The following is a 16,323-nucleotide window of genomic DNA, read 5'->3' as shown; positions in this document are numbered from 1 at the left end:
ATTATATAGGGGATGCAACTGATGAAAAAGCTAAAAATTAGTGCAACTATACTTAATACAGTATTATTAATGTTAATTTTTATACTAATTAATTGTATAGTAGCTAATATATCAAATAAATATTCAAAAAAAGATGATATATCCAAACATAGCAATACATTGCTATCTAATGGTCCTAAAAATGAAATTACTACTGAACCTAAGGTTCCGGAAAAAACTATAGAAGAGAAACGAAAAGAGATATCTGATAAATATGGATATGAAACAAGGGATATTGAATATATTTTGTCAAATTATATTTATAATGTAGATGGTAAAAAAGTAGCCTTCTTAACATTTGATGATGGTCCATCTACTACAAATACACCAAAAATTTTAGATATACTAGATAAAAAAGATGCAAAAGCTACATTCTTTGTATTAGGTAACGAAATTGAACGCTCCGAAGAAAGTAAAGCCGTCTTTAAGGAGATTTATAAAAAAGGACATGCTATAGGAAATCATAGTTATTCCCATGACTATAATTACTTATATCCTAATAGACATGTTAATACCGATAATATATTAGAAGACTTTACTCATTCAGAAAATGTAATGAAATCTGTATTAGGTAATAATTTTAAATGTAATGTGGTTAGATTCCCTGGAGGACACATGTCTTGGGATGGAATGAAAGCTTCTGAACAGTTTTTTATCAATCATAATATGAAATACATAGATTGGAATTGCTTAACTGGTGACTCAGAAATAAGAAATGCCACAAAAGATCAATTAATAGAAAAGTTTCATGATACATATAAAAATCAAGATAGATTAGTGGTTTTAATGCATGATACTTATGGAAAAGAATCAACTGTAGAGGCATTGCCAGAAATAATCGATTTTTTAAGATCCGAAGGATATGAATTTGGAATATTAATATAGGGCACAGGGCACAGGGCACAGGGCACAGGGCACAGGGCACAGGGCACAGGGCAATTATAATTTATAATGCTTTTTAAATCAAATAAAATGTACTAAATGAATTAGTTTTTAACACAACAATTCATTTAGTACATTTTTTATATGTGGATAGTATCTTTATTGTACTTTAATCATCCGCCTAATGTAATGTCTTGATTTTGGTACCAATCTAAGGCATCATAAAAATGCTTTTCCTTAAAGTCAGGCCAAAATTCATCTATAACATAGAAGTCTGAATATACTGATTGTATTGGCAAAAATCCACTAAGGCGTCTTCTACCTCCCCATCGAACTATCATATCAACTCTTGATATGTCACTACTTATAATATCTCTACTTAATGATTTTTCTGTTCCATCACCAGAGCTCAAGGATTCCAAATCTTTTTTCCAACTATAATTGATTAAAAAATTAACTTTTATTCCACCTTTACCACAGATTACTCTTTTTGTATACTTAATTAATTCTTTTGGAAACAATTCTGACTTAGTATTTCCTACTACTAATATTTCAGCATCTTCATTTGCTATCACATTAACAGATTTAATACACGCGTCTATAAATGCCCTTTTTTGCTCTTCTGGTCTCTTCGTATTGTCTGTAGTAAATCCATAAAAAGTTACTTCTTGTACTCCTTCTTTCTCACATAACTTAAATAACTTATATCCAGGATCTATTCCATAACTATAACCTTTATCTTTAGTCATACCTTGACCTTGTGCCCATCTTCTATTTCCATCTGGAATAACCCCTATATGCCTTGGAACTCTCATTTAAATTCCTCCAATAATATCTTTTTCTTAAATAATATAGATATTATTAGACTATATTAAAGATTTTATTCGTTACTTTAAAGATTCAAGTAATCCCTCTAGAGCATCTTCTACTTCATTTCTTGGTAAATTACCATTTTCTAAAGTTTCATCATCTAATTTTAAAAGTCTATTATAAAAATCTAACCCAAAAGAAACAATATCTTTATTATAATTTGAATCATCTAAAATGTCATATAGAAGATCTTCACTTTTATCAAAAACACCTATAGATTCATAATACTTTATTAACATTAGAGTTGTATCTATTGGCAAATGATAATTAGAAAGTATTTCTTCAATCTCATTAACCTTAAGTATATATCTTTCCTCTCTCACTGTGTCATCTTCTATCATAACTTCTGATAAAATAGTAATAGATTTAATATATGTACTTAAAGCTTCTTTTTCCTTCCCTTCTTCTCTATATAGATCTCCTTGTTCTTTTATAAGATCACCTAAAAGTAATGCTTTTACATTATTGTTTTTATCTCCACCTGTAACAATATCTATTAAACTTTTAGATTGTAAAGTTTCAATAGATTTAGGATTAAGTCCAAAAAATTGCTTCAATGCTTCCTTAATAGATTCATGGGCATCCTTAAAAGCAGTTTTTCCCTTTAAACCTGTTATTGTTGTAATAGCATCACTTATTTGCTCTATCATTTTCTCTAAAAAATCATTTTTAATCACACTTTCACCTTATTTCACTAATTATTTAATTTCTCATAATAATATATACTGTATATACTATATACACCATAATAAGTAAGAATCCTTCTTTTCTACTTATAGTTTTTTCTTCTTTTTTATTAATAAAGACTAAAGCTCCAATTAATAATGTCACCACTAATAATACAGCTAAATCTATAAATAAAGACATAGACACTTCTATAGGATTTATTGCAGCTGCAACTCCTAAAATTAATAATAAATTAAATGTGTTAGAACCAAGTATATTTCCAAGAGCTATATCATCTTCTCCTTTTATTATTGCCACAACAGATGTAACTAATTCTGGCAGAGAAGTTCCTATAGCTACAATTGTTAACCCTATAAGTTTATCGCTCATTCCAAAGGTAGCAGCTATATCTTTTGCTGAGTTTACTACTAGTTGACCACCTACAATAATACCTGCCACACCTATTATAGATAAAATAATTTTTATAGGTAGCTTAATATTATTAAACTCCTCTACTTCATCACTATTTTTCCCCTTACTTTGAAATATTAATATAAGCATATATGCTAATGTGCAAATAAGTAAAACTACTCCATCAATTCTTGATATTACTTTCCCATCTAATATAAAACAACCTAATGCTAAAATAACTACTAATATAGTCGCAAAAATATTAACAGCAAAATCTCTTTTACTATCTTTCTTATTAATAACTAGTGGAACTATCATTGCTGATACTCCTAAAACTACTAGACTATTAAATAAATTAGATCCTATTACATTTCCTAATGTTATTCCATTATTTCCTTGAATAGATGATACGACACTAACTGCTAACTCTGGAGCACTTGTTCCTAATGATACAAGAGTAAGACCTACTATCACAGGTGGTATTCCTATTTTTTTTGCAATAGATGATGATCCATCAACAAAAAGATCTGCTCCTTTTATAAGTAAAATAAATCCTATTATTAAAATAATGTAACTCAATATATTTTTCTCCTTTGCTTATATATCTTCACTGTTTATTATATACATGTTATAAATATTAAACAATTTAATTTAGGCTTGCTTTCATTGTATATTTTTTACTCTTTTTTTATCTTATAATAAAGTTTCAATTATTTCATTCGATTATCTTAAGTGAATAATTTTTTAATCATGGGGGAATATGTATGAAAAATGCGAAAAAGATAAAAAAACCTTTTTTAAGTGTGGGAAATAAAATACTTGCACAAACTGTATCATTAATAATATTTGTATCAGTTTTCTCTTCTTTGCTAGCATTTGTTCAATCAAGAGGAATTTTGATTAATTCTAGTAAAGAAAATATATCTGTTCGTTCACAAGAAAGTGCAAACGTTCTATCTAGTGAATTTAATTCAAGAAAAGAACAATTAACTTATATCGCTGGATTACCGGAAATAACATCAATGAACTGGGATATCCAAAAAGACTTTTTATTAAATCAAGCTGAAGAATGGGACTTTAGAAATATATTTGTAATGACCACTGATGGGTATGGTCACTATCCTGATACAGGAAAAATAGTTGACCAATCAAATGAAGAATTTTTTGAAACTATGGTGGAAAAATCAACTTTTATCACTGAACCTTATATAAACAAAAGTGATGATACTTATATAACTACTATTGTTGTTCCTATAAATGATTCTTCTGAAAAAATAATTGGATATCTTTGCGGTACTATAAACTTAGAATATATAAACTCTATAGTTCAAAATATAAAATTAGGCGATAGCGGTTATGCATTCTTAGTTAATGATTCTGGACAATTTGTAGCTCATAAAGATATGGATATAGTATATAGTCAAAAGAACTTAATAAAAGATTCTAAAGGTAAAAAAATATCAGATGAAGCAACATTGGATTTATTTAATAATATGAAAAATAGAAAAACCAACGTTACAGCAATAACATTAGATAATGATAAAAAATATGTAGCTTATACTCCTGTGGAAGATACGCCTTGGTCTATTGCACTAACAGTTTCTGAATCAGAATTATTATCATCAATAAATAAAGTAGGTTTCACTCAACTAATAATATTTTTCATAGCTATTATCGTTGGAGTAACTGTATCAATGTTAATTAAGAGATTTATAAAAAATAATCTCGATAATGTTAAACATTATTCTAATGAATTATCATCTTATAATCTTTCTTATAGAGGTGATGTAAAGGTTAATGATGAATTTGGACAAGTAATTACAGAATTGAATAATAGTGTAGATTCTTTAAGCACTACTATGTCAGAAGTTAAAGCTAGTGGAGATGAGATCTTTAAGAGCAGTGAAGAAATAGATACTATGCTTATTGATATTTCATCCTCTCTTGAAGAAGTAACAGCTGCAGTAGAACAGATTTCTGCAAACATGGAAGAATCAACTGCTGAAGTCTTAGAGGTTTCTTCTATGTCTCAATCAGTAAATGATATAACTAAGCGCTCTGTTGATATCGCTAATGACAGTATACATATAGCTGATAAAATAGAAACTGATGCTGAATCTCTTCATAATGAAACTATTGCATCTAAAGATAATATTGAAAAAATTTATTCTGAATGTAGAGTAAAATTAAAAGATTCTCTTAAGAAAGTCGCTGTTGTTGAAAATATTTCAACAATCTCTAATAGTATTTTATCTATATCAGATCAAACTAATCTACTTGCAATTAATGCATCTATCGAAGCTGCTAGAGCTGGTGAACATGGAAAAGGTTTCGCCGTTGTTGCTGATGAAGTTAGAAATTTAGCTGAGCAATCTGCATCTGAGGTAACAAATATTCAAAATAATGTTTCTGATGTATTAGTAGCTGTTAATGAGTTATCTTTAGCATCTTCTGAATTATTATCTATATTAGAAGATGATATATTAAAAGATTATAACAATCTTATTAATGTAACAGTAGCTTATAAAGATGCTGGTAGCACTGTTAAAGAAATGGCAACTAAATTCTCAGATATATCAAATGAAATTTCTGATTCTATGAATCAAATTTCTGATAGTATGGGTAGTTTATCTAGCTCCGTAACTAACGTTACTAATTCAGCAACTACTATAGCTGAAAATATGACTAATGTAAGTATACAAAACTCATCTATCTTAGATAAAGCTGAAAATAATAAATCTATAGTTGTAGAACTTTTAAACTTAATTAATAGATTTAAATTATAGTAAAAAGTAGTTTAACTAAAGAGCACCACAATAGGATTTTGCAATATAAATGATAAATTCATTTTAATTATTTTGCATCAATTCCTTTGTGGTGCATTTTTAATTATTAATAACTATAATTAAAAGAAAATCATTATTTGGTACTTTTTTACTGTATTTTGTATTATTTTCTTTCGATAAAATTTATGTATGTGCTAAATAGATAAATTTTATAACACTTAATGGAGGAATGTTTTATGGACAGAACAAATGATAAAAAATCATTTAATCTAAACTTTGGAACTAAAATTATGCTACAAATTATATCTTTAGTTGTAGTAATTTCACTATTTTCTGCCTATATCTCTTTTGTAGGTTCTAGAACCTCAATAATAGATTCTACAAATGGCTTATTACTAACTAAATCTGATGATGCTAGTAAGTCTGTATCAAAAGAACTTCAAGTTAGAAAAGAAAATTTAGAAGCATTTGCTAAGCTTCCTATAATAAAATCTATGGACTGGAATATTCAACGCTCTTATTTACTTCAATTAATATCACTCTCCAATTTTGATAACCTCTTCATATTGGATAAAAACGGTACAGGATATTATCCTGATACAAATGATATTAAAGATCAATCTGATGAACCTTTCTTTAAAGAAATGGTTGAAAAATCAAGCTTTATAACAGATCCTTTTATAAAAGAAATTGAGAGACAATCTATAACTACTATAGTGACTCCAATAAAAGATGATAATGAAAGAATAGTAGGATATTTATGTGGATCAGTAGATCTTAAAGATATAAATACTATTATACAAGATATAAATCTTGGTAAATCCGGCTATGCTTTCATGATAAATAACTCTGGTCAATATGTGGCTCATAAAGATATGGATCTAGTATTTTCTCAAAGAAATATCTTAAGAGATGAAAATGGCAAAGATCTTAATGACAAAAACATAACTAATCTTTTTGATATGGTTACTAGTGGAGATACTGATACTTCAACTGTTACACTTAATGGTAAAAGACAATTAATTTCTTATTGTCCCGTAGAATCTACTTCATGGGGTATAGCTATTATCGTTCCAGAAAATGAAGTTCTTTCAAGTGTAAGAAAACTTGCACTTCAACAGGTAGTAATATTTATTATAGCTATAATTGTAGGCTTTTTTGTGTCTGTATTTATTAAAAAAATAATAAACAAGCACTTATTAAATATAAAAAAATATTCTACAGAACTTTCATCATACAACTTATCATATAGAGGTGAATCATATACTAAAGATGAATTCGGTGACGTTATAACAGCTTTAAATACAGGAGTAGAATCTCTAAATGAAACCATGCTAGAAGTACAAAATAGTAGTAACGATATATTTGATAGCAGCAACACTATTGATTCTATGCTTGTTTCTATATCAACTTCACTAGAAGAAGTTACTGCTACTGTAGAACAAATATCTTCAAACATGGAAGAATCAATGGCAGAATTATTAGAAGTTTCAACAATGTCTCAATCAGTGAATGATATAACAAAACGCTCTGTAGATATAGCTGGTAGTAGCATAGAAACCGCTACAAAAATAGAAAATGATGCTCAATTACTTCATGAGGAAAGTCTTAAATCTAAGCATACTATAGAAGAAATCTATGCTTCTTGCAGTATAAAACTAAAGGAATCTCTAGAAAGAGTATCTGTAGTAGAAAATATATCTACTATTTCTAATAGTATCTTATCTATATCAGATCAAACTAATTTACTAGCAATTAACGCTTCTATTGAAGCTGCTAGAGCTGGTGAACATGGAAAAGGATTTGCAGTAGTAGCTGATGAGGTTAGACGCTTAGCAGAACAATCAACTAACGAAGTTACAAATATACAAAAAAATGTTGCTGATGTTTTAGCAGCTGTAAAAGATTTATCAATAGCATCTTCAGAATTACTAAAAATACTAGAGAATGATATATTAGAAGATTATTCAAAACTAATAAACGTTACAGTAGCATATAAAGATGCCGGAATTACTGTTAAAGACATGGCTTCTAAATTTTCAGATATATCTTCTGAAATTTCTGAGTCTATGGATCAAATATCAAGCAGTATGAATAGTATCTCTTCATCAGTATCCACTGTTACTGAATCTTCTACAACTATTGCAGAAAATATGACAAACATCAGTATTCAAAATTCAGCTATCTTAGATGCAGCTGAGCATAATAAATCTATTTCTTCAAAACTTACTAACTTAATTAATAAGTTTAAATTATAATATTGGAGCTGTTGCACAAAGTGAACTGCTCCCTGTCAAGTAGACAGGTGAAATAATAAAAATATTTAATATAGCTAATCACTTTTGTGGTTAGCTATATTTTATGCTACAGATTTTAATAAATACTCCCTATATTCTAACGGAGTCATAGAGTTGAGACGTTTTTGATATCTACGATTATTGTAATAATCTATGTACTCTATAATTGCTGCTTCTAATTCTTCATATGAATTAAATTTCTTTAAATAATACATTTCTGATTTTAACATACCCCAAAATGCTTCCATTGGACCATTATCAATACAACGTGATACTCGTGACATACTTTGAATCATATTAGCTTCTTCAAGCTTTTTCTTAAATGTTTTTGAAGTATACTGAAAACCACGATCACTATGAAAAATAGGCGTAGCCTGCGGATACTCCCTACGGGCAATATCAAATGTTTGAAACACTAGATTATTATTATTTGAATGCCCAATTACAAAAGAGACAATACTCTTATCAGAAAGATCTAGAATTGCACTTAAATATGCTTTCTTTCCAATACCATACTTCATTTCCGTTACATCTGTGAGCCACTTTTCACCAAATTTATCTGCATAGAAATCTCTATTTAGAATATTATCAGCTACAGTTTCAGGTGTAGATTTTTTATAAGTTTTTCGTTTTCTACGACATACTGACTTTAGATTAAGAATACACATAAGCCTATAAATTCTCTTTGGATTTACATGAAAATCATTTTCACGATTTAATTTTATAGTCATTTGTCTATATCCTAATATTCCGTTTATTTCTTCATATGATTCTTGTATAAGTGATAATAACACCTCATTAAATTTTTCATTCATACTTACTTTGCGATTCGTCCATTTATAATATGCGGAGCGTGCAATACCGGCTATTTCACATAATTCTTTAATAGAAAAAGATTTTTGCTTATGCAACTCTTGTATTGCTAAATAGATAAATTCATTTTTTGTTTTACTTAAAATCGCCTCCTTTCTATTTCGTCTAACTTTTTTAAGAATTCTATCTCCATCTGTTGTCTACGATTTTCGGCTTCAAGTAATTTGTTTTTCGCTTTTAACTTTTCTATTTCAGACATTTCATCGGCAAGCTTTCGCTTTCCACGTTTATCTAATAGTGCTTCAATGCCATTGGTTTCATATTTCTTAATCCAACTATATATTTGTTGATATGATATTTGAAATTTTTCTGCTGTTTTAGCGTAATTTTTATCATTTTCTATATAATACTTTACAATCTCAATACGTTCATTATAAGTTGTAGTTCTACCTTTAGTCATAATTGCTGTCCCTCCAACTCCAGAAGATTTTAGTTTATTATGACTATTATATATTGAAATCCATCTTTGTAGTTGCGTTTTTGAACGTATTTTATATTTTGCACAAATTTCATCTTGAGAATATAAATTTGACAAATAAGCTTCTACTGCTTGTAATTTCAATTCTTTAGAATAGCCCTTATATCCTTCCATCGTAAAGGCTTCCGCGCCTATACTATTGTAGTTACGAATCCATTGACGAAAAGATTCTAAGGCAATCCCCAGCATAGATGAAAAATGACTCATACTATTTTTACTTTTTAGATATTCCTCAACATATTTAACTTTTTCTTCAGCACTAAAATTACGTTTTTTACACATAAAAAAATACTCCCTCTCATGATAGACATTTTAATTATTTTATGTGTCTACCATAAGGGGAGCATATCAAAGTGCGACAGCCCCATCTATTATTTCATATGACCCTTTTTTATCTCATTTAAAGCTTTTTTTGACCCTCTTTCAATATCTTTCTTTATCTTTCTAGTTTTAAAGTCTACAAATAATTGTTCCATATCATAATCTTCAGGATATAAATCTTCCCTCTTTATTTCTAACTTTACTCTTTTATAATTCACTTCTAAAAACTCTTTTTTATATAAAACAGTTATATTGTTAAATCTATCCATTCCCTTGTATACTATAGCTGATTCACCTTTATCCAATAACAATACCTTATCACCAACGTTATAATGATTAATACTTTCCTCTTTAATCTTTTCTATAATAGTCTTCTTTTTACTTTCTTTTATCAAGTTATAACTATATTCTTTATTTTCAATATAACATTTTGTTTTTTCAATTATAAAATCCGGTATTCCCATCTTTTTAGATATATAAAGAGCATTACTATTACCTGACTTTCCAATACTTAACTTATATAGTGGTTCTAATGTCTCTTTTTCAAAATCCATAGCAGCATTTTCAAAATCCGGATGCTCTCTTGAAAAATTCTTTATCTCACCATAATGAGTAGATGCTATAGTAATTGCACCTTTATAATAAAACTCTTCTAACATAGCAATAGCTAATGCAGCTCCCTCATTTGGTTCTGTACCACTTCCTATCTCATCAAATAGCAACAATGTAGAATTATTAGTTCTTTTTAAAATATCAGCTAAATTTTTTACATGAGATGAAAAAGTACTTAGAGAATTTTCAACACTTTGATTATCACCTATATCAACAAAGATATTATCAAAAATACTTATCTCTGTCCCATCATCTGCTGCAATATGGAATCCTGATTCCGTAGCTAATGTCAATACCCCTATAGTTTTTAATACAACAGTCTTCCCCCCAGCATTTGGGCCTGTTATTATTAATGTCCTATAATCTTTTCCTATTTCATAATCCAAAGGTACTGAATTTTCTATAAAAGGATACCTTCCTTTATTAATTTTAGTATAACCGCAATCATTAACTTTTGGCATAATTCCATCTATAGCTTTACTATACTTTGCTTTAGCAAAGATCATATCATATTCTGCTATAACTTCTACATTAATTTTTATTTCTTTTATATAATTATATATTTCTTCTGTCAGTATTGATAAAATCCTGTATTCTTCAATACTTTCTTCCGCCTTCAACATAGCTAATTCTGAAGTATATTTTGAGATTGCTTCTGGTTCTATAAAGACAGTACCTCCCTTAGCTGAAGTATCTACTAAAACTCCTTTAACATAATTTTTATATTGCGCTTTTATTGGAATAGTATATTTATCATTTCTCTTACTTATGAAAAAATCTTGTATATACTCCTTATTATTAGGATTTCTTAAAAACTTATTTAACCTCTCATCAATTCTTCCTTCACAAATATCTATCTGTTTTCTTATCTTTTTTAACTCCTTAGATGCATTTGTATCTATACCACTGCCCTTTATAGCATTATTGATATTTTCTTCAACCTCACATAGCTCTGATATATTTTCACCATAAGCACTTAATGTAGGAGCATATCCTTCTTTATTCTTCATAAAACCCTTAATTTTTCTACATCCTCTTAAAAAATCCGATATACTAATTAACTCTGATGGATCCAAAACTCCATTTTTATCAATTTTATCAATAAGAACAGTGACATTTGATATTCCTTCTAATGGTATATAGTAATCTGCATCTAAAAGACATCTTCCTTCCGTTGTCTCACTTAATCTTCGCTGTACTTCTTTTATACTACTACTTGGTTGTAATTTATCAATTAGATTTCTACCTAAACTACTAGAACAATAACTCTTAACCATTTCTTTTAATTTATTATAATTTAATTTTTCCATTGTATCATTATTCATTCTCTTTATATCCTCCCTGTAATGATACAAGTCCAAATACAAAAAATATAAAAAAGCTGTAGACAATTCCACAGCTAAAATTTCAACTCTAATAAAAGGTAGTATTAAAACTCCCATCGGCTCTTGTGGACTTGTATCTTAAATAGTTATGCTTAACTCCATCACAATAAAAGGTACATAATACCCCATTTTTTGAAGCTAATATTAAATTTCTATTTTAGATACTAAACACTCACAAAGACACCTCATCTTTTATTTTATTATTATATATATATACTACTCTATTGTTATGTTCACGTCAATAAATAATTATTTCACTTAAATAACCAATAAACTTTTGTTTTTGATATATCCATACCTAGACTTCTTTGTAATTTCATTGATATTTCATTATCTTCTTTAACCTGACAATAGGGATATCTTCCCTTCGCTATTGCAATGTTTATAGCATACCTTTCCAATTCACTTCCTATCCCCCTTCCTCTGAACTCTGGTATAACTTCTAACATTCCTATTGATCCTTCCTCATGAACTCCTATAAAACCAGCTAATCTATTACCTAAAAATGCTCCATACATCTCTTTATTTTTTATTCGCTCTTCTATGTATCCATTATTACATAAACTTAATTCTGAATAATTACTATTTACTAATTCTATGAAATCTTCTTGTAGCACTTTTATCTCTGCTTCACAACTACTTTCTTCTATATATTCTTCTTTTAAATATACCGCATTATGACAAATCATTTCTTGTGAAAATTTCATTTTATTTTTTAACACCTTATATTCAAATTCATTATGCAAAACTATACAATTTGCCTCTAACACATCTTCAACGCTATCTCTTACAAATTGTTCTGATAATGCATACATCATATAAATACATGATACCTTATCTTGTATTAATACTCCATTCTCTTCAACTACAATAATATTTGCAGTCCCTCTTCTTATACACTCTAGCATATCTACATTTAATATCATTTCCTTTTTTAATATGCTCTCAGCAATTTCTTGTTTATCCATAGTAACTATATTTCCTTCCCCAAATTTATAAATTACTATAACTTATTAAGTTTACATTATTCTTATTAATATATTCTTTAATTTCAGAATCTAAATATACTTCTAACTCCCTTTCTCTATTATACGTAAGCGACGATACTCCTTTAAGCTTCTCATCAACAAACCCAGGATGTGCTAATAATTCTATGGTTATATCTCCTTCATTTTTATATTTCTCAATATTTTTTATAATATATTCTTTTGTAACTACTTTTCCTGATTGAAATAATAATATATCTGTGGTATTTATGTTGTTTTCTCTAGCTATATCAAATAAATGTTCCTCATTATCACACAAACTAAAATCTCTTCTTATTGGAACATTATATTCCTTAGCTAGCTTAACGACTATTTTAAATATTTTTTCATCCATTATAGAGAAAATATGATGTGTATCCAAATGATTTAACTTTAGCCCAGTAGATAAAAACTTTTCTATTTGTGACCTAAGTTCATTTTCTATTTCAATATAATCATATGGTACAGGAATTAATACTGGCTTTCTATAAAAATATCCATCTTTATCAACTATATTTTTTAACCCCTTTAATACAGGTTTTAAAAAAGTAATTGTTAAATGAACTCCCATTGATAATATTCCTTCCTCTTTAGCTAGAATAGCCGCATCAAAAAAATAATCTGAATTTGCTAAAGCAGAAGTATCTGTAATTATTCCTTCTTTTATCCCTTTAATTATCCCATTTGTAACACCTTCAGTTAATCCAAAATCATCACCATTAATTATTAACCTCATTTCATTATCTCCCCCATACTTTCTTATAATATTTATTATATATAAAAGGAATTGTTGCACAAGTCACAGGGGAAAATTAACCTTACTTGTGCCTTGTGTCCTAAAACCTGTGCCATAATAAAAAGCTATTACAAATCCTTTTTACTGGAATTTGTAATAGCTTTACTAAAACTACATAGTTTGTGATCTAGATTTCATATAAGAAAAATTACCATTATTTAAATGAATAACTTCATCTGATTGTCTAGCCAATTCATTTGAATGTGTTACTACTATGACACATTTATTTTCTCTATGTGCTAAATCTTTAAATATATTTATTATGTCACTAGCAGTTTCCTTATCTAGATTTCCTGTAGGCTCATCTCCTATTATTAAATCAACATCACTAACAATAGCTCTTGCTATAGCTACCCTTTGTTGCTGACCTCCTGATAACTTAGTAACAGGTCTAAATAAATCATCTTTGCTTAATCCTACTTTTTCTAATATTTCTATCGCTTTTTCTTTTTTATTAGCTACTTTCTTTTTATTTATATCCATAGCTGTAGTAACATTTTGAACAGCATTCATATAATTTATAAGATTATATGATTGAAATATTATTGCAATTTTATCTCTTCTATATTTAGTTAACCCCATAGAGTTAATATCTTCACCTTCATAACATATGGTACCACTTTTAGGTGTATCTAATCCTGCCGCTAAAGATATAGCCGTAGTTTTTCCAGATCCAGAAGGCCCTAGTATACTATAAAATGTTCCCTTATTGAAAATAACATTACTAGATTTTAATATTTCTTTAGTTCTATCGCCATCTTTATATGAATAGCATACATCTTTAAATTCTAATATCTTTTCCATATAATACCTCCTAATCTCTACTTGTTAATATATCTTTTGGCTTATATCTCATTATTGAAACAGAAGTTAATGCTGTTGATAAGAATATAATAACTACTCCTAGTCCAGCTAATTTAGCTAAATCATTTGCTGTTACATTAACATCTATTGTATCAATTGTTTCTACATTACTAGTACTTGGACCTCCTTGGCCTCCAAATTGACCTCTACCTTGTCCTCCTGGCCCATTACTTGGTACTGTTTTGCTAGTCTCTGTAACTGTTGCTTCATTAGCTAATAAGCTATCTGCCATCTTTTGAGCTATTACATTTCCTGAGAAAATTGAAATTCCAAAAGCTACTACTCCTATTATTAATAATTCTGAGAAGAATTGAAGTAATAATTTAAATTTACTTTCTCCTAAAGATAATAATACACCAATTTCATAAGTTCTTTCTTTTGTAAATAATACTACTACTAAAGTTAAAACTACAATTCCTGCTACAGCTACAATAATTACTACTTTATCTGATACTGAAGCTACATTTTCAATAGGTTGTATCATTTGTTGATATTCATCATCATTAGCATCTAATTTATATGTGTCTTCATCAACACCTTTTTTTACTGCTTCTGCCTTAAATGCATCTATATTTTCAGGGTCATTTAAATAATATACTGCACTATCAATTGTATCATCACCAGTACTACTTTCACCTTTTAAGCTCTCTGCTGCCTTATATGATGTATAAATCTTATTATATGGACTCATAGCATTCATCATTTGTCTTCCTGGTTGACTGCTAGTACTTGTATCAGAAGTTTTATATATACCAATAACTTCAAATTCAGTTGAAACTGTCTCATCTGATGATACTAATGTAACCTTACTACCTACTGAAAGATTATTATCATAAGCTAACTCTTCTTCTACTAATATATAATTACTATCTACATCATCATCACTAAGTGCTCTTCCATCTGTGATTTCACTAGTTCCATTATAGAAATCTTCATCAGAATCAGAATTCAATACACCTTTTAATGTAAAATCTGCTGATATCATTTGCTTACCACTGCCTTGTTCCTTTGTGCTACCACCTGGCATATCTGCTGGTGCATTATCACTATCACTACTTTCATCAGTAGTTGTTTCCTCAACTGGTGTTATAGTATCACTATTTACCACAGTAGAATTTACGAAGTTATATCCTTGTACATATTCTGAATCTGCTATACTTTCAGCTGTTTCTATAGAAACTGGTTCAGACGTTGGCATAGTTCTTTTGCCTCCATCAGTAGAGGAATCTGACTCACTTCTTGATGCTTCCATTGCCTTTTGCATATCATACTCATATGTAACAGTTGCACCTAGCTTCTGTCTTGCTAATTTAGCAGATTCCTTGGATGCACTCTTTATTGAAAATCCTGAAAGAACTAAATTTGTAATTACAAATAAAATTACAAATAAAATTATATTTCTACTTTTTCTTTTTATTATGCTTGTAAAGCCTCTCTTTAAAAAACTCATCGTATCACTCCTTTGAATTTATATTAACTTCCTAATATGAATTCAACATGAATTCAACTTGTAGTTTAAAAGTAATTGAAACCTTATTACATTTTTGATATTATTAGTTTAAATTCAAAAATATTAAAGGGGTTTTTTGTTATGTATTGTAGAAATTGTGGCAACAAAATTAATGATAATGCCGATGTATGTTTAAATTGTGGTGTTAAAAAAGGTAATGGTAATTCATTTTGTCCAAGCTGTGGTTGTGAAACTACCGTAACTGCCGATTTTTGTATAAATTGTGGTGTACAACTTAAAAATATATACGCAAATTATAAATCAAAAGTTGCTGCTGGTATTTTAGGAATATTACTTGGAGGTTTAGGTGTTCATAGAATGTACCTTGGTTATGTAGGTATAGGTATTCTTCAACTATTCTTATCAATCTTTACTTGTGGTTTTGCATCTTTATGGGGATTTATTGAAGGAATTTTAATTTTATGTGGTTCAGGCATAACTACTGACAAAGATGGAAATCCATTAATTTAAAAATAAAAAAGGCCCTCACAACAACGATTAAATTTCG

Annotated in this window: 14 protein-coding genes; 4 read left to right on the top strand and 10 right to left on the bottom strand. The window is 28.5% G+C overall.

Translation table 11 applies throughout. The annotated features are described in order from the left end of the window. Positions 1-21: 21 nt before the first annotated feature. Complete coding sequence (locus tag CM240_RS02280) at positions 22-924, top strand: polysaccharide deacetylase family protein (RefSeq protein WP_051483642.1); 903 nt, start codon at positions 22-24, stop codon at positions 922-924. Between the two features lie 170 nt (positions 925-1,094). On the opposite strand, the gene CM240_RS02275 is transcribed toward CM240_RS02280, so the two are convergent. The 3 genes from CM240_RS02275 to CM240_RS02265 form a co-directional block, all read right to left on the bottom strand. After that, positions 1,095-1,736, bottom strand: a complete 642-nt coding sequence (locus tag CM240_RS02275; RefSeq protein WP_044036103.1) for an undecaprenyl diphosphate synthase family protein — start codon at positions 1,734-1,736, stop codon at positions 1,095-1,097. Between the two features lie 72 nt (positions 1,737-1,808). After that, the gene (locus CM240_RS02270; protein WP_044036102.1) at positions 1,809-2,468 is read right to left on the bottom strand and encodes a DUF6483 family protein; all 660 of its coding nucleotides are present in this window, start codon (positions 2,466-2,468) and stop codon (positions 1,809-1,811) included. Positions 2,469-2,493: 25 nt separating this feature from the next. Further along, positions 2,494-3,447, bottom strand: a complete 954-nt coding sequence (locus tag CM240_RS02265) for a calcium/sodium antiporter (RefSeq protein WP_044036100.1) — start codon at positions 3,445-3,447, stop codon at positions 2,494-2,496. A gap of 185 nt (positions 3,448-3,632) precedes the next feature. Between CM240_RS02265 and CM240_RS02260 the strand changes: the two genes are divergently transcribed. After that, on the top strand, positions 3,633-5,654 hold the full coding sequence (locus tag CM240_RS02260; RefSeq protein WP_051483641.1) for a methyl-accepting chemotaxis protein: 2,022 nt from the start codon (positions 3,633-3,635) through the stop codon (positions 5,652-5,654). A 236-nt stretch (positions 5,655-5,890) separates the two neighbouring features. Next, positions 5,891-7,912 carry a methyl-accepting chemotaxis protein gene (locus CM240_RS02255; protein ID WP_051483640.1) on the top strand — a complete coding sequence of 674 codons (2,022 nt, stop codon included), beginning with the start codon at positions 5,891-5,893 and terminating at the stop codon, positions 7,910-7,912. 101 nt (positions 7,913-8,013) lie between these two features. On the opposite strand, the gene CM240_RS02250 is transcribed toward CM240_RS02255, so the two are convergent. The 7 genes from CM240_RS02250 to CM240_RS02220 form a co-directional block, all read right to left on the bottom strand. Then, positions 8,014-8,910, bottom strand: coding sequence for an IS3 family transposase (locus tag CM240_RS02250; RefSeq protein ID WP_084485331.1), 897 nt, complete (start codon positions 8,908-8,910; stop codon positions 8,014-8,016). Next, a complete protein-coding gene (locus CM240_RS02245) occupies positions 8,904-9,584 on the bottom strand; it encodes a helix-turn-helix domain-containing protein (RefSeq protein ID WP_044035761.1) in 681 nt (226 codons plus the stop codon). The genes CM240_RS02250 and CM240_RS02245 overlap by 7 nt, the downstream gene beginning before the upstream one ends. A gap of 89 nt (positions 9,585-9,673) precedes the next feature. Then, positions 9,674-11,560, bottom strand: coding sequence for an endonuclease MutS2 (locus CM240_RS02240; RefSeq protein WP_044036098.1), 1,887 nt, complete (start codon positions 11,558-11,560; stop codon positions 9,674-9,676). Positions 11,561-11,874: 314 nt separating this feature from the next. Next, positions 11,875-12,588: a GNAT family N-acetyltransferase gene (locus CM240_RS02235; RefSeq protein WP_044036096.1), complete on the bottom strand. Its 714-nt coding sequence runs from the start codon at positions 12,586-12,588 to the stop codon at positions 11,875-11,877. Positions 12,589-12,613: 25 nt separating this feature from the next. Continuing rightward, positions 12,614-13,381, bottom strand: a complete 768-nt coding sequence (locus tag CM240_RS02230) for a ChbG/HpnK family deacetylase (protein WP_044036094.1) — start codon at positions 13,379-13,381, stop codon at positions 12,614-12,616. Positions 13,382-13,552: 171 nt separating this feature from the next. Further along, positions 13,553-14,245 (bottom strand): ABC transporter ATP-binding protein, encoded by a 693-nt coding sequence (locus tag CM240_RS02225; RefSeq protein WP_044036092.1) that lies wholly within the window; start codon positions 14,243-14,245, stop codon positions 13,553-13,555. Between the two features lie 10 nt (positions 14,246-14,255). Further along, entirely contained in the window at positions 14,256-15,755 is a 1,500-nt protein-coding gene (locus CM240_RS02220) for an ABC transporter permease (protein ID WP_044036090.1), read from the bottom strand. Between the two features lie 141 nt (positions 15,756-15,896). Here CM240_RS02220 and CM240_RS02215 point away from each other — a divergent pair, with 141 nt between their 5' ends. Then, the gene (locus CM240_RS02215; protein ID WP_044036088.1) at positions 15,897-16,286 is read left to right on the top strand and encodes a TM2 domain-containing protein; all 390 of its coding nucleotides are present in this window, start codon (positions 15,897-15,899) and stop codon (positions 16,284-16,286) included. Positions 16,287-16,323 lie beyond the last annotated feature (37 nt).

The sequence above is a fragment of the Clostridium bornimense genome (genome assembly GCF_000577895.1).
Lineage (GTDB): Bacteria > Bacillota > Clostridia > Clostridiales > Clostridiaceae > Clostridium_AN > Clostridium_AN bornimense.
This window is presented reverse-complemented; position numbering and strand designations above follow the sequence as displayed.

Coding starts and splice junctions, on each gene's coding strand:
- CM240_RS02280 (WP_051483642.1), top strand. CDS start 22: ATGAAAAAGCTAAAAATTAGTGCAACTATACTTAATACAGTATTATTA.
- CM240_RS02275 (WP_044036103.1), bottom strand. CDS start 1,736: ATGAGAGTTCCAAGGCATATAGGGGTTATTCCAGATGGAAATAGAAGA.
- CM240_RS02260 (WP_051483641.1), top strand. CDS start 3,633: ATGAAAAATGCGAAAAAGATAAAAAAACCTTTTTTAAGTGTGGGAAAT.
- CM240_RS02255 (WP_051483640.1), top strand. CDS start 5,891: ATGGACAGAACAAATGATAAAAAATCATTTAATCTAAACTTTGGAACT.
- CM240_RS02245 (WP_044035761.1), bottom strand. CDS start 9,584: ATGTGTAAAAAACGTAATTTTAGTGCTGAAGAAAAAGTTAAATATGTT.
- CM240_RS02240 (WP_044036098.1), bottom strand. CDS start 11,560: ATGAATAATGATACAATGGAAAAATTAAATTATAATAAATTAAAAGAA.
- CM240_RS02235 (WP_044036096.1), bottom strand. CDS start 12,588: ATGGATAAACAAGAAATTGCTGAGAGCATATTAAAAAAGGAAATGATA.
- CM240_RS02230 (WP_044036094.1), bottom strand. CDS start 13,381: ATGAGGTTAATAATTAATGGTGATGATTTTGGATTAACTGAAGGTGTT.
- CM240_RS02225 (WP_044036092.1), bottom strand. CDS start 14,245: ATGGAAAAGATATTAGAATTTAAAGATGTATGCTATTCATATAAAGAT.
- CM240_RS02220 (WP_044036090.1), bottom strand. CDS start 15,755: ATGAGTTTTTTAAAGAGAGGCTTTACAAGCATAATAAAAAGAAAAAGT.
- CM240_RS02215 (WP_044036088.1), top strand. CDS start 15,897: ATGTATTGTAGAAATTGTGGCAACAAAATTAATGATAATGCCGATGTA.